At 67.5% G+C, this 13008-nt stretch carries 13 protein-coding genes, 1 pseudogene and 1 riboswitch; of the genes and pseudogenes, 3 read left to right on the top strand and 11 right to left on the bottom strand.

Features of this window, described 5'->3' with window-relative positions:
• A partial coding sequence (locus ACWELQ_RS20420; RefSeq protein WP_452398617.1) for an anaerobic C4-dicarboxylate transporter family protein occupies nt 1-688 on the bottom strand: 688 nt, incomplete at its 3' end.
• A 116-nt stretch (nt 689-804) separates the two neighbouring features.
• On the opposite strand from ACWELQ_RS20420, the pseudogene ACWELQ_RS20415 reads away from it, so the two are divergent.
• Both ACWELQ_RS20415 and aspA read left to right on the top strand, forming a co-directional pair.
• Nucleotides 805-1170, top strand: a pseudogene (locus ACWELQ_RS20415) (cyclic nucleotide-binding domain-containing protein); the annotation flags it as partial.
• 78 nt (nt 1171-1248) lie between these two features.
• Nucleotides 1249-2706 (top strand): aspartate ammonia-lyase, encoded by a 1458-nt coding sequence (gene aspA / locus ACWELQ_RS20410; protein WP_452398618.1) that lies wholly within the window; start codon nt 1249-1251, stop codon nt 2704-2706.
• Nucleotides 2707-2749: 43 nt separating this feature from the next.
• Here the strand turns inward: aspA and ACWELQ_RS20405 are convergent, their stop codons facing one another.
• The 9 genes from ACWELQ_RS20405 to ACWELQ_RS20365 all read right to left on the bottom strand — a co-directional run bounded on the left by ACWELQ_RS20405 (nt 2750) and on the right by ACWELQ_RS20365 (nt 11720).
• Nucleotides 2750-3598, bottom strand: coding sequence for an alpha/beta hydrolase family protein (locus tag ACWELQ_RS20405; RefSeq protein ID WP_452398616.1), 849 nt, complete (start codon nt 3596-3598; stop codon nt 2750-2752).
• A gap of 99 nt (nt 3599-3697) precedes the next feature.
• On the bottom strand, nt 3698-4330 hold the full coding sequence (locus tag ACWELQ_RS20400) for a TetR/AcrR family transcriptional regulator (protein WP_235949243.1): 633 nt from the start codon (nt 4328-4330) through the stop codon (nt 3698-3700).
• 693 nt (nt 4331-5023) lie between these two features.
• Complete coding sequence (locus tag ACWELQ_RS20395; protein ID WP_452398615.1) at nt 5024-5629, bottom strand: peroxidase-related enzyme; 606 nt, start codon at nt 5627-5629, stop codon at nt 5024-5026.
• Nucleotides 5622-6083, bottom strand: coding sequence for a hypothetical protein (locus tag ACWELQ_RS20390; RefSeq protein ID WP_452398614.1), 462 nt, complete (start codon nt 6081-6083; stop codon nt 5622-5624). Before ACWELQ_RS20390 ends, ACWELQ_RS20395 begins: the two co-directional genes overlap by 8 nt.
• Nucleotides 6080-7093, bottom strand: a complete 1014-nt coding sequence (locus tag ACWELQ_RS20385; RefSeq protein ID WP_452398613.1) for a putative FMN-dependent luciferase-like monooxygenase — start codon at nt 7091-7093, stop codon at nt 6080-6082. Before ACWELQ_RS20385 ends, ACWELQ_RS20390 begins: the two co-directional genes overlap by 4 nt.
• Entirely contained in the window at nt 7090-7839 is a 750-nt protein-coding gene (locus tag ACWELQ_RS20380) for an ABC transporter ATP-binding protein (protein ID WP_452398612.1), read from the bottom strand. Before ACWELQ_RS20380 ends, ACWELQ_RS20385 begins: the two co-directional genes overlap by 4 nt.
• On the bottom strand, nt 7832-8740 hold the full coding sequence (locus tag ACWELQ_RS20375; protein ID WP_452398611.1) for an ABC transporter ATP-binding protein: 909 nt from the start codon (nt 8738-8740) through the stop codon (nt 7832-7834). The genes ACWELQ_RS20380 and ACWELQ_RS20375 overlap by 8 nt, the downstream gene beginning before the upstream one ends.
• Nucleotides 8691-10562: an ABC transporter permease gene (locus tag ACWELQ_RS20370; RefSeq protein ID WP_452398610.1), complete on the bottom strand. Its 1872-nt coding sequence runs from the start codon at nt 10560-10562 to the stop codon at nt 8691-8693. Before ACWELQ_RS20370 ends, ACWELQ_RS20375 begins: the two co-directional genes overlap by 50 nt.
• Complete coding sequence (locus tag ACWELQ_RS20365; RefSeq protein WP_452398609.1) at nt 10563-11720, bottom strand: ABC transporter substrate-binding protein; 1158 nt, start codon at nt 11718-11720, stop codon at nt 10563-10565. It abuts the gene before it with no gap.
• A 70-nt stretch (nt 11721-11790) separates the two neighbouring features.
• Nucleotides 11791-11907: riboswitch (SAM riboswitch) on the bottom strand.
• Nucleotides 11908-12009: 102 nt separating this feature from the next.
• Between ACWELQ_RS20365 and ACWELQ_RS20360 the strand changes: the two genes are divergently transcribed.
• Nucleotides 12010-12486 carry an SLOG cluster 4 domain-containing protein gene (locus ACWELQ_RS20360; RefSeq protein WP_452398608.1) on the top strand — a complete coding sequence of 159 codons (477 nt, stop codon included), beginning with the start codon at nt 12010-12012 and terminating at the stop codon, nt 12484-12486.
• 93 nt (nt 12487-12579) lie between these two features.
• Here ACWELQ_RS20360 and ACWELQ_RS20355 read toward each other — a convergent pair.
• Nucleotides 12580-13008 (bottom strand): HAD family hydrolase (locus tag ACWELQ_RS20355; RefSeq protein WP_452398607.1); only part of this gene is annotated, 429 nt, incomplete at its 5' end.

Below are 13008 nucleotides of genomic sequence, written 5' to 3'. Positions count from 1 at the left end.
CCGCGGACCAGGAGGCGCGCGGCGGCAGCGGCGCCCGGTCGGCGTGGGTGGGGTCGATGGGCGGGATCTCCCCGGCGGCCAGTCGCCGCTGATATTCCGGGTCGTCGTCGAGGTCCTTGCCCATCTTGATCACCGACAGCGCGCCGATCATGGATCCGATGAGCGTGGACGGAATGGTGATGGCCAGGATCTTCACAATGGACCAGCCGTCCGGTCCGAAGATCACCACCGACGCGGCCGTCGACGCCGACACCGGGCTGGCCACGATGGCGATCTGATTGGCGATGGTGGCGATGGAAATCGGCCGCTCCGGCCGGATTCCGCCCTCCCGCGCCACTTCGTGGATGACCGGCAGCAGCGGGTAGAGCAGGTGCCCGGTGCCCGCGCCGACGGTGAACGCGTAGGTCACCAGGGGTGCGACGAACGTGATGCGTTTGGGATTGCTGCGAATTATCCGTTCGGCGATTCGAACCATGTAGTCGACGCCGCCCGCGGCCTCCATGGTCGCCGCGGCCACCACCACGGACAGGATGATGAGCAGCACGTCCACCGGCGGCACGGTCGGCTCGACCCCGAAGACCAGCGCCAGCACGAAGACGCCGATGCCACCCCAGACGCCGAGTCCAATGCCTCCGACCCGGGATCCGATCATGATGATGGCGAGTAGTACCGCCAGTTCCAGCAGCATCTTGACCATCGTCGACCCGCCGATCGGCTAGTAGGTGGTGAGCCTCGGGCATGCTGTTACCGCGTCGCACTTGAAAGATATCCGGACCATTCGGAAAGATTGCGCTTTGTTTGCCAGTGTTGAATTTCCCCTCACTCGAGCAAGGAGTAGACGTGGGTCGACTGGACGAGCTCATCAAATCCACCGCAGCTGCCACCGGGCTCGATCCGGACGACGTCCGCGCCTTCACCGCCACCGCCGAGCGGCGTGAATTCCCGGCGGGCACGATCCTTTTCCACGAATCCACCCCGCGTGAATGGGCGGGCATCGTGGCCGAGGGCGAAGTCCAGATCATTTCGGGGCTGACCGGCCACGAGACCGAACTCGCCCGGCTCGGCCCCGGCAGCCTGGTCTCGGAGATCGCGCTGATCGACGACACACCCCACACCGCCACCGGCCGCACCGCCAAGGGCGCGGTGGTGCTCACCGTCCCCCGCGCCACCTTGCGGGAGCTGTCGGTGCTGCACCCGGATCGCTACTACCGCATGGTTTCCCGGCTCGCCCAGCTCATCGCGCACCGCATGCGCAGCGTCTCCGAACAGCTCGCGGAGGCGATCAGCGCACAGCAGCAGCTGGGCGGCATTCGCACCGAACACGATTCGCTCGGTACCCGGGAACTGCCGTCGGAGGCGTACTACGGCGTGCAGACGCTGCGCGCACTGGAGAACTTCCCGATCTCGGGCATCAAGCTGCGCAAGTTCGGGCACCTGGTGCACGCGCTGGCCTACGTGAAAAAGGCCGCGGCGCTGGCGAACGCGGAACTCGGCTCGATCACCCCGGAGAAATCCCAGGCCATCGTCGCCGCCTGCGACGAGATCCTCGAGGGCAACCTGCGCCAGGACTTCATGGTGGACATGGTGCAGGGCGGCGCCGGCACCTCAACGAACATGAACGCCAACGAGGTGATCGCCAACCGCGGCCTCGAGCTGATGGGGCACCGCAAGGGCGAATACCAGTACCTGCACCCCAATGACGACGTGAACTGTTCGCAGTCGACCAATGACGTCTACCCCACCTCCGTGAAGCTCGGCGTCTACCTTTCCCTGAAGGACGCCACCGCGGCGCTCGACGAACTGCGGAATGCCTTGAAGGCCAAGGCCGTCGAGTTCTCCGACGTCATCAAGATGGGCCGCACCCAGCTGCAGGACGCCGTCCCCATGACACTGGGCCAGGAGTTCGGCGCGTACGCGGTCATGGTCGGCGAGGCCATCACCCATCTGGAGCGCATCTCGATCGACCTGCTCGCCATGAACATGGGCGCGACCGCCATCGGCACCGGCATCACCAGTCCGCCCGGCTACGCCGAACTGGTCTCCGCCAAGCTGGCCGAGGTCACCGGGCTGCCCATCTGCCAGGCCGAGAACCTGGTCGAGGCGACCCAGGACTCCGGTGATTTCGTGGCCATCTCCGCCACGCTCAAGCGCGCCGCCGTGCAGCTGTCGAAGATCTGCAACGATCTGCGGCTGCTGTCGAGCGGACCGCGCGCCGGGTTGGGCGAGATCAATCTGCCTGCCATGCAGCCGGGTTCGTCGATCATGCCGGGCAAGGTGAATCCGGTCATCCCGGAGGTGGTGTCGCAGGTCTGCTTCCAGCTCATCGGCTACGACATGACGGTGACCATGGCCGCCGAAGCCAGTCAGCTGGAACTCAATATGGCCGAGCCGATCATGGCCTACGACCTCATGATGGGCACCATGATGCTGCGCAACGCGGCCATCACCCTGACCAGCCGCTGCATCACCGGGATCACCGCCAATCGCGAGCACTGCCGGGAACTGGTCAACCACAGCATCGGCCTGGTCACCGCGCTGGTGCCCAAGCTCGGCTACGAGGCCTCGGCCGCGATCGCCAAGGAGGCGTTGAAGACCGGCGGCAGCGTCTACGACCTGGTGCTGGAACGCGGCGCGATGACCAAGGACGAACTCGACGAGCTCTTGAGCCCGGAGAAGATGACGGCCCCACGTGCCCGTTCGCTCTGAGGTCCCGCCGCGTCATTCCGGCCGGAATCCGCACGAGCGCGAATCAGCGGTCCCGCAGCCACTTTTCGACGTAGTCGAGGGTGGAGGCGGGATCGCTGATCCACCCGTTGTGCCCGAGCGGTTCCGGGTTGTGCCAGCGGGTGATGTCGGCCTCGGGCAGCTTGGCCAGCAGTTGCCGCGCCGAACTCTGCGGGGTGAGTTCGTCCCCGGTGAGGGTGATGGACAGGACCGGCAGCTTCAGCCGCCCGATGCGCTCCTCGTAGTCGATATCCGCTCCGGCGGGCTGGAATCGGCCGGTGCGGGCCAGCCGCGCCCAGTCGGCGATGAGCGCCTTCGACTGGCGTCCGAACCCGCCCGCCGTAATGGTGTCCCCCGGCCAGAATCCGGCGAGATTGGCCGTCAGCGACAGTGCGGCGCTGCCGAGCGCCGCCAGGCCCGTATAGCCGCGATGATGCGGCGTTCCGGACGCGACCAGGATGAGCCCGCCCAGCCGGCCGCGAATCCGCGAGGCGTACATGACGCCCAGCTGCCCGCCCATGCTGTGGCCCAGCAGGTACGGCGTGCTGTCGGGAAACCGTTCCCGCACCACTTCGAACATGGCGGGGAAGTCGACGGCCACCAGCTCCTGGTAGCCGTGCGAGGTGGGTGCGCCGGGTTTCGGCTTGCTGTCGCCGTTGCCGCGGATCTCCAGGAGCGCAACGTCGAATCCCCGGTCGGACAGCGGTTTCCCGAACAGCGAGTAGTACTCCCCCGGAACCCCCAGTCCCGGAACGATAACGACCACCGGCCTCGGCGTGTCGGCCGTAATCGGATGCCGATGCGGGCCTTTCGCCGGAATCAGCCGCACCGGCACCGTCGACCCGTCGGGCATCTGGATGGGCACGGTCTCCATGATCGGCACGCTACCCGCAAAAATAGCGCCCGTCCGCGAGGAGCGGACGGGCGCGAAGTGGACTGGGTGCGGTCGGGTTCGAGATCGGGCGTGTCGCGGTCAGGCGGAGACCGCGCCCATGATGACGCGGCGCAGCACGCGGATCACATCGTCGAGCGGCTGGCGCGGTTCCGAACCGCTCCAGGCGTCGACCACGTAGTTGACCGCGCCGATGATGGCGAGCACCCGCATTTCGTAGTCCCCGGGCGGGATTTCACCGTGCAGGGCGGCATCCTCGGCGGCGCTGGCCAGCAGCGCGCCCCAGGCGCGGCGCAGTTCCAGGCGGAACTTCTCCACCTTGGGTCCCGCCCCGACGACTTCGACGAGTGCGACCCGGGCCTTGCGCGGATCGCGCCCGATGGACTCGATATAGGCGCGGACGGCGGCGTCGATGATGTCGATGGCGCTGGCGTCGGAGTGCTCGGCGATGGTGGCCGCCACGGCTTCCCGGGATTCGCGATCGATCTGCTCGTAGAGCTCGAGCAACAGCGATTCGCGTCCGGTGAACTCCTCGTAGAACTGCCTCGAGGAGAGGCCGGCGTCCTTGCAGATGGCTCCGACGGAACTATTGGCATATCCGTCGCGCGCGAACACCGTGAGCCCGGACTCCAGAAAACGCGCACGACGCTGCCGCTGCCGGTCTTCTACGGGCTGCCCGGCGTACATTCTTCCCGCGTTCGTTTCCTGTGACATTGCGCCAGACAATACCGAAGGGCCCGATCCCCTCGTCATGGATCGGGCCCTTCGTTTGAACCTTCGACTTACCGCGCGTTAGCCGAAAGTTGGCTCAGTGACTTTCGGGATGCGACGCACCCGGGACGGTGGATATAGGCAGGGGAACCGCCCCGGGTTCGGGAAGCGCGTCCGGGGGAAGACTCGCGGCCCGATGTCTCATTGACCCGAAAGTCACTGATCGTTTGCCGTTCATCACGATACAGAGCAGGCGAACTGGACGGAATACTTTTCGAGGAGATTTTTAGTATTAATTTGGCGTGTCGCTCCGACGCGCGGACATCCGGGCCCGCGGGCGCTGCGGTGCCGATCGGCCGGAAACCGAGACTGCCACCTGCGACGGACACGAAAAAGGGCCCGATCCCCTCATCGAAGATCAGGCCCTTCGTCATCGATTCGGCTTCCGCGCAGTAGCCGAAAAGTGGCGCTCGAGTGGCTACTTGGCAGACAGGGTCGACGAACCGGTCTGCAGCAGCTTGATGATGGTCTGCGTCAGGACATCCGAAATGAGATTCGACATGGTGGTGCTCCGCTTCGACAGGTTGCCAGCACTTTCACTGGCTGTTTGCCATCGGGACGATACCGACGGAACACACTGGCCGGACGCTTTTCCATGAACTTTCTAGAATTATTTCGAGAGGCCGCTAGACAGCGCTATCCGACCGGAACCTCCGGCTCACCAAGGGTCAGCATGAGGCGATTGGCCCACGAGAACGACGCCGTCGACAGCACCAGGTCGTGCAACTCCGCATCGCCGAAACCCAGTTCCCGCAAGCGTTTCAGATGATTCGCGTCGGCCCGGGGCGGAGTGGCGGCGAGCGCGTCCACGAAATCGATGACGGCGTCCCACCTTTCGTCGATGCGCACCGAGTTGCCGTCGTCCAGCAACCGCTGCACATCGTCACTGCGCTTGGACAGCGCCGAAGTGAAACGCGAGTGAACGGAGGCGCAGTATTCGCAGCCGTTGTGCCGCGAGGTAACGGTCGCCGCGAGTTCGCGCTCGGCGCGGGTCAACCCCTCTCGACCGTAGAAGATCTCTTTGTCGTTGGCACTGCGATGCGCCAGCACCTCGGCGTTGCGCGCCAGTAGCCGGAAGTACGGCCCGACACCCCGATCCCCCTCGAGCAGCGGCCGCTGCGTCTCGTCCGCCTCAGCCAGCTTGATGGGCTCCACCCACGGCACCCAGTCCAGCTGCTCCTGTGTGAATCCCGCAGGCCGCCGTGCGATTTCGACGCTGCGCACCTCGCTGACGTCACTCATGTTCCGCTCCGATCAATTCGAGCCCGGCCAGCAGCCGAACCTGGAAGTGCACGAACCCGATGAGCTGCGCCACGGTCACGATGTCGCGCTCCGACAAACCCACCGCCGCGAGCTCATCGATATCCGTGCGCGTGATCGACGCGGGCGCCGTGCTCACCCGCGCCGCATGCCGCAAGATCGCAGCCAGCACCGGATCTCCCTCGGCCGGAACGGTTCCCAGCCCGGCATAGTGCGCCGCCAAGGCCGGCGCGCCCGCCAGCTCGGCCACGGCGACCGCCGCCGCGATCAGCCGATCCCGCCCGACGCTCTCGGTGGCCGGACCGTCCAGCAGGGCCGCGTACACCCCCTGCGTGTGCTCGACCACCGCCGGACGCGCATCTCGCAATGCCCGCACCTGCGATGCGGTACCACCGAGCACGGCGTCGATAACGTCGGCCGTGGGTGCCTGGGTCACGAGTTGATCCTTTCGTCGAGGCGCCAACCCAGTTGCGGGGCAACCTTGGTGGCGATGAGTTCGATGGAGCGCAGGGTGGCGGGGTGGCCGGGGTCGACCGGGTGGGCCTGGACGATGAAGTCGGTGGCGTGGCGCAGTGCGGTGTCGGCGGCGAGCTGCTCGGCCACCTCGTCGGGGGTGCCGTAGTAGATGTCGCGCAGTACTTCCGCGACCGAGTTCGCGATCTCGGGACCACCGTTGCGGCCCAGTTGATCCAGGAAGCGGGCCGCGCCCTGTTCGGCGAGCGCCACCGCCTCGTCATGGTCGTCGGCGACGAAAACGCCTCGGGACGCGCCGATTCGGGGCGTGCTGCCCTCGGGTAGCGCGTCGAAATAGGCGTCGACCAGCGGCTGCTGGATCTCCCACAGGGTGGCCTGCGGGACGGTCGGGTCGCGCGGCTGGGCCTTCGACAGCAACAGCCCGTCGCCGGCCTGTCCGGCGCGGGCCGCGCCACCGGCGGAGAAGGTGGCTTGCCACAGTCGATTTCGCAGTCCCGGTGCGGGCGGGTTCAACGCGCGATCGACGACCAGCGGCGTACCCGCCAGTGCGGCGGTCACCGCCGCCAGCTTGTCCGCGTAGACCTGCTGCCGATCCGCGCCGCTCAGCCCGAACAGGTCGAAGGCGTGCCGCGACCCGCCCGCGCCGAACCCGAGTTCCAGCCGCCCGCCCGACAGCGTGTCCAGCACGGCCGCGTCCTCGGCGACCCGGATCGGATCCTCCAGGGCGAGCGTGACGATGGCGGTGCCGAAGCGAATCCGCGGAAAGCGCGCCGCCGCGTGCGCGAGGAACACGAACGGCGACGGCAACCCGCCCTCCACCGGATCCAGGTGATGCTGCGCCACCCAGGCGGTGTCGAAGCCGAGCCGCTCGGCCGCCTCGATCTGTTCGAGGGCCTCCCGGTACACCGTGGCCGCGTCCTCGCCGCCGGTGCGGACCAGCCGGGTGAAGAATCCGAGGCGTTGCGGGGTCATATCGTCACCTTTCCCAAGTAGGCGTCGCGTACGGCCGGGTCACCGCTGAGCTCCGCGGCCGGGCCGTGCAGCACGATCCTGCCGCTGCGCAGCACGTTGGCGGTGTGCGCGATGCTCAGCGCCAGTTCCGCCTGCTGTTCCACGATCAGGATGGCCAGGCCCAGCTCCCGGTTGAGCCGCGCGATCTCGTCGAGCACCCGGTCCACGAACAGCGGCGACAATCCCATGGTGGGCTCGTCCATGCAGATCAGGCGAGGCTTGCTCATCAGCGCCCGCCCGAAGGCCAGCATCTGCTGCTCACCGCCGGAGAGCGTGCCCGCCCGCTGGCTACGGCGTTCGGCCAGGCGCGGGAAATGCTCGAACAGTTCGGCCGCCCGCGCCGCCAGCACCGAGCGCCGCTCCTTGCGGATGTAGCCGCCGACGAAGAGGTTCTCCTCCACGGTCATGGCCGGGAACACTCGCCGCGCCTCCGGCACCGAAGCCAGCCCCGCCCGGATGCGCGCCGACGCGGAGGCGCCGGTGACGTCCTCGCCGTCGACGCGGACCGTGCCGGAGGTCGGCTTCAGCAGACCGAGCGCGGTTTTCATGGTGGTCGACTTGCCGGAGGCATTGCCGCCGAGCAGGGAGACGATCTCACCGGGCCGCACCGTCAGCGACACCTCGTCCAGCGCCCGCGACGAGCCGTAATGCACCACCACATTGTCGAATTCGAGGATCGGCGTGGCGTTCTCGTCGAACTCAGACATCGACCTCGACCTTTCCGCCGGCCCGGCTGCGCCCGAGGTACGCCTCGATCACGCGCGGGTCCTCCAGCACCTCGTCCGGGGTGCCCTGCGCGATGATGCGGCCCTCGTCCAGCACGATCACCCGGTCCGACAGCTCGTGGATCAGATCCATCTTGTGCTCGACCAGCAGCACGGTCTGGCCCTGCGCCTTCAATTCCGCCAGCTGCCTGCCGATTTCGGCGGTTTCGGTCTGGTTCATCCCGGCGGCGGGCTCGTCCAGCAGCAGCAGGTCCGGTTCCAGCGCCAGCGCCCGCGCGATCTCGGTGCGGCGGCGATTGGCGTAGGACAGCGTGTAGGTCGGGTTGTCGGCGCGCGGCACCAGGCGCTCGGGGAAGCGGGCCAGCTGCGCATCGACGCGGGCCGCGGACGCACGCCGCTCGGCACGGGCGGCCGGGGTCGGGACCAGCGCGACCCCGAGCTCGGCCAGCAGCGAAATCCAGCGCAGCACCGGAATATTCGCCAGCGACCGCAGCGGCCGGGAGGCACGCAGCGTGGTCTGCAAACCCACGTCCACGTTCTCGCGCACGGTCATATTGCCGAAGACCCGGCCGTTCTGGAAGGTGCGCGCGATGCCCGCCTCGGCGGCCGCCTCGGGCCGTCCGGGACGAATTCGCTTGCCGCGCACCCGCACTTCACCCGCATCCGGCTTCAGCACGCCGGAGATCAGATTGACGGTGGTCGACTTGCCGGACCCGTTCGGCCCGATGATAGAGACGAATTCGCCCGGGGCGATCGAGAATTCGACGCCGTCCACGGCCTGCACACCACCGAAGGCCCGCCGCAGCCCGGTGACCCGCAGGACCGCCTCGCCCTCAGACGGTGGCGGGGCTGAGCTCGTTGTCGGCACTTCGTTCGTTGTCACGGACACGTTCCCTCCTCACCAGAATTCCCTGCGGCCGGAACCGCACCACCAGCAGCAACACCAACCCGTACAGCACGATTCGCCACGACGGCGCGAGCCGCAGCACCTCCGGGACACCGATCAGCACGGCCGCGCCCAGCACCGCGCCGTAGGGCGAGGCGGTGCCGCCGAGCACCAGAATGGTCACCACCAGCAGCGACATCGGCAGGTTGAACACGGTCGGGTCGATGTAGGAGTACTGGTGCGCCAGCAGCGCACCGCCGATCCCGGAGAAGAACGCCGCCAGCGCGAACGCCAGCGCCTTGTAGTCGCGCACCGGCACGCCCGCCGAACGCGCGGCCACCTCGTCCGCGCCGATGGCCCGGATGGCGGTGCCCAGCCGCGACCGCTGCACCCCGATGATCACCGCGAGCACGATCGCGAGCACCACCAGTTCGAGCCGGAAGATATCGGTGTGCGTGGTGAACTCGTACCCGAAGATCTTCGGTGCCGGAATTCCGAAGATGCCGTAGCTGCCGCGCGTCACCGACTCCCAGTTGCGGATGATCGCGACCGTCACGATGCCGATGCCCAGGGTCGCGATGGCCACATAGTGCCCGCCCAACCGCCACAGCGGCGCGGCCAGCACCGAAGACACCACGGCCGCAACGATTCCCGCCACGACGATGGCGGGCAGGAACGCCCACCCGTGCGACACCGTCAGCACCGCGGAGGTATACGCGCCGATCGCGATCGGCCCGGCCTGCCCGATGGCCAACTGCCCCGCCGACCCGGCCACCAGCGTCATGGACACCGCGATGATGGCGTAGGCCAGGATCTGGGTCCCCACCGAGATGCCGTAGTCATTGGCGACGAACGGAATGCCCACGCCCGCAATGCCGAACGCGATCAGCGCATGCCACCACCGCACCCGCCACTCCCGGCCCGCCCCGAGAAAGGTCCCGGTCATGGGCTCGGATTCGATGGCGGGTGGCCGCGCGAGCAGCCCGCCCGGCCGCAGCACCAGGAAGATCACCAGCAGCCCGAAGGTGATCAGATCGCGATACCCGTCCCCGAACCAGTAGATGCCGAACGCCTCCACCAGCCCCAGCACGAATCCGCCGACCACCGCGCCGGGAATCGAGCCCAGCCCGCCGATGGTGGCGGCCACGAACCCGGTCATGCCGACGATGCCGCCGGAGGTCGGGGAGATGTTGGAGTTGTAGAGGCCGACGAAAATGCCTGCCAGCCCGCCCAATCCGGACGCGATGGCGAAGGCCAGCGACTGCACCCGCCCCACGCCGATCCCCATCTGCGCGGCGGCGTCGGGATCCTGCGCGGTGGCGCGAATGGCCAGGCCGTGCCGGCTGTAGCGCAGGAACGCCCACAGCCCGGCCATCACCGTGAGGGTGATGGCGAACATGACCACGTCCGAGGTGCCGAGCCTGACCCCGCCGACGCGAATATTGTTGGTGGACAGCACCTGTGGGAACGGCCGGGTATCCGGTCCGAAGACCAGCGCGACCACGTTCTCGATGATCAGCCCGGCCGCCACCGTCGCCAGCAGCGCGGCGATGGCGGGGGCCCGCCGCAGCGGCCGCACCGCCAGCACGTCGATGACGACGCCGAGCAGCGCTGTCGCCACGACCACCACGACCAGCGCCGCCCACCAGGCCAGTCCGTGCTGGGCGATCAGCCACCAGCCCAGCACCGACCCGAACGCGAAGATCGAGCCGTGCGCGAAGTTGATGACATTGCTGACCCCGAAGATCAGGGTGATGCCCACGGCGATGAGCGCGTACGCATTGCCGTGGACCAGACCCGCGATGAGCGTGTCGAACATCTACTTATTGCTTCCGACCGGCAGGAACTTGCCGTTCTGCAGCACCAGCTCGATCGGCTTCACCCCGCTCGGCCGCCGCGTCTGCTGGTCGAAGGCGAACGTGCCCAAGCCGATTCCGTCGAAGTCCTTGACCTCGCGCAGGCCCTTCAGCACGCCCTCGCGGGTCGCGCCGCCGAACTTGGCGGCCTTGACCAGCACATTGAGCGCGTCATAGGCGTAGACGTTGAAGTCGCCCGGATCGGTGTTGAACTTGGCCTTGAACTTGGTGGTGAACGCCTGGATCTTCGGGCTCGGATCCGACGGGGTGAACACGCCGTTGACGATGTCGCCCTCGGCCGCCTTGCCCGCCAGGTCGATGAACTGCGGGGTGTTCTGACCGCCGAAGAACTGACCGTTGAATCCGACGTCACGCAACTGCTTGACCACCAGCGCGCCGTCCGGGCCGTAACCCAGGTGCACGAACGCGTCCGGGTTGGCGTCGCGGCCCTTGATCAGCACCGGCCGGAAGTCCTGCGAATCCGGCAGAATCGAGGAGGAGTAGACGATCTCGATGCCCTTCTCCTTCGCGGACTGCTGGAAGAACTGGAAAGCCTGCTTGCCCCAGTCGGTTTCGAGGTAGACCACCGAAACCTTCTTGGCCTTCGACTTCACCCATTCGGTATTGCGCTCCTGGAAGACGTCCAAGGTGATGGACGGGCTCCACGAATAGTCGCCGCCCTTGGTGAAATCGACCGAGGAGTTGGTGAAGCCGTACTGCACCAGCTTGCCGCGGTTGTAGACCGGCGAGGCCGCGATGGAGGCGGGCGAGGAGAAGTCACCCAGCTCGGCGATGATCGACTGATCGCCCACGAACTTGGTCGCGATCGGCACCGTCTGCTTCGGATCCGACTGCGAATCCTCCCATTTCAGCGCGACCTTCTTGCCATTGATCCCGCCATTGGCATTGATCTCGTCCAACGCCAGATCGAAGCCCTGCTGCCACAGCCGCCCGTACTCGGCCGAACCACCCGTCTTCGGACCCGAAACCCCGAAATACACGGTGTCCGAACTACTTCCGGACGAGTCGTTGGAGCAGGCCGAGGCCAGACCCGCCACCAGAGCCGCCGCCGCGACACCCACCGCCACCCGGCCGAAACCACGGGACCAGTACCTGCTCATTGCAAACCTCTACTTCGCACCGGCTCGCCAACCGGGCATGGGGACAGGGCCGTGACTGCCACGCACGGCCCGCTAGCGCTTGCGATACCCGCGACGGCATCGCCTGGTCGTCACCCGGGGCACCCCACCGCCATGCGAGGGTTGCCGATCAGCGAGCCGGGGCTCGAACATGCTGATACTCGTGACCGTGGGCAAAAAGGTAGCCGCGTCCACCTCGCATTGACAGGATTCGAATCAGCCTGATGCCAACGCCGCCACATCCGCCGCTACATCCGAGACGGGAAATCCCTTGCCACCACTGCAAATAGCCGTCTGCGGCCCCCGCGACTGCACCGCCCGCGAGACCGCCGCGGCCCGCGAAGTAGGTCGCCTCCTCGCCACCGCCGGAGCGACCGTCCTCTGCGGCGGCGGCACCGGCGTCATGGCCGCCGTCGCCGAAGGCGCCTCCCACGCAGGCGGACTCGTCATCGGCATCCGCCCCGACACCGACCCCGCCACCGCCTGCCCCGGCCTCTCGGCGGTGATCTACACGAACATGGGCGAAGCCCGAAACGCCATCCTCATCGCCTCCGCCGACGCCGTCATCACCATCGGCGGCTCCTGGGGCACCCTCTCCGAACTGGCCCTCGCCAACCACCGAGCCACCCGCGTTGTCTCCCTACATGGTTGGCATATCCAAGACACCGACGGCAAACCCATCGACAGCTCAATCCCCGCCCTGGACCCAGCCCACGCCGTCACCCTGGCCCTCGCGCCCCCGCTGTGAGCCAGCCCCACCCCGTCATTCCGGCGTGCTCTTGGCCGGAATCCAACGCCGCCCGTGTGGATCCCGGCCAAAAACACGCCGGGATGACGAAGGTCAGTTCCCGCCCAGGTGGCCTGCGAGCCAGGTGGGGAACTCCGTCAGATCGCCAAGCACCACATCTGCCCCGGCCGCCGACAATTCCTCCGCCGCGTACGGTCCGGTGGTCACCGCGACCGATACCGCGTCGGCCACCTTCGCCGCGCGCACGTCCCCGAGGTGGTCGCCGACATAGATCGAGGCCCCACGCTCCCGCAACACCGCGCCCTTCTCCTCGGCCCAGGCCCCGCCGACGAGCTCGTCCACCTCCAGCCCCAGGTGATCGAGGTGTAGTTGGGCGTGCGGTCCGTTCTTGGCGGTGATCACCAGGACTCGCCCACCGGCCTTGTGCACGGCCGCGAGCGCATCCACGACACCCGGCAGATTCTCCGAGGCATGCACCGCCAGATCCGGATAGAACTCCCGGTACATGGCCACGACCCCCGG

It is taken from the genome of Nocardia sp. NPDC004722 (assembly GCF_053601505.1).
Note: the sequence above shows the minus strand (reverse complement) of the source record. Positions and strands in the feature narration are given on the sequence as shown.

Excerpts from the sequence above, each read along its gene's own strand:
- aspA (WP_452398618.1), top strand. The coding sequence starts at position 1,249 with ATGCGCAGCGTCTCCGAACAGCTCGCGGAGGCGATCAGCGCACAGCAG.
- ACWELQ_RS20405 (WP_452398616.1), bottom strand. The coding sequence starts at position 3,598 with ATGGAGACCGTGCCCATCCAGATGCCCGACGGGTCGACGGTGCCGGTG.
- ACWELQ_RS20400 (WP_235949243.1), bottom strand. The coding sequence starts at position 4,330 with ATGTCACAGGAAACGAACGCGGGAAGAATGTACGCCGGGCAGCCCGTA.
- ACWELQ_RS20395 (WP_452398615.1), bottom strand. The coding sequence starts at position 5,629 with ATGAGTGACGTCAGCGAGGTGCGCAGCGTCGAAATCGCACGGCGGCCT.
- ACWELQ_RS20385 (WP_452398613.1), bottom strand. The coding sequence starts at position 7,093 with ATGACCCCGCAACGCCTCGGATTCTTCACCCGGCTGGTCCGCACCGGC.
- ACWELQ_RS20380 (WP_452398612.1), bottom strand. The coding sequence starts at position 7,839 with ATGTCTGAGTTCGACGAGAACGCCACGCCGATCCTCGAATTCGACAAT.
- ACWELQ_RS20370 (WP_452398610.1), bottom strand. The coding sequence starts at position 10,562 with ATGTTCGACACGCTCATCGCGGGTCTGGTCCACGGCAATGCGTACGCG.
- ACWELQ_RS20365 (WP_452398609.1), bottom strand. The coding sequence starts at position 11,720 with ATGAGCAGGTACTGGTCCCGTGGTTTCGGCCGGGTGGCGGTGGGTGTC.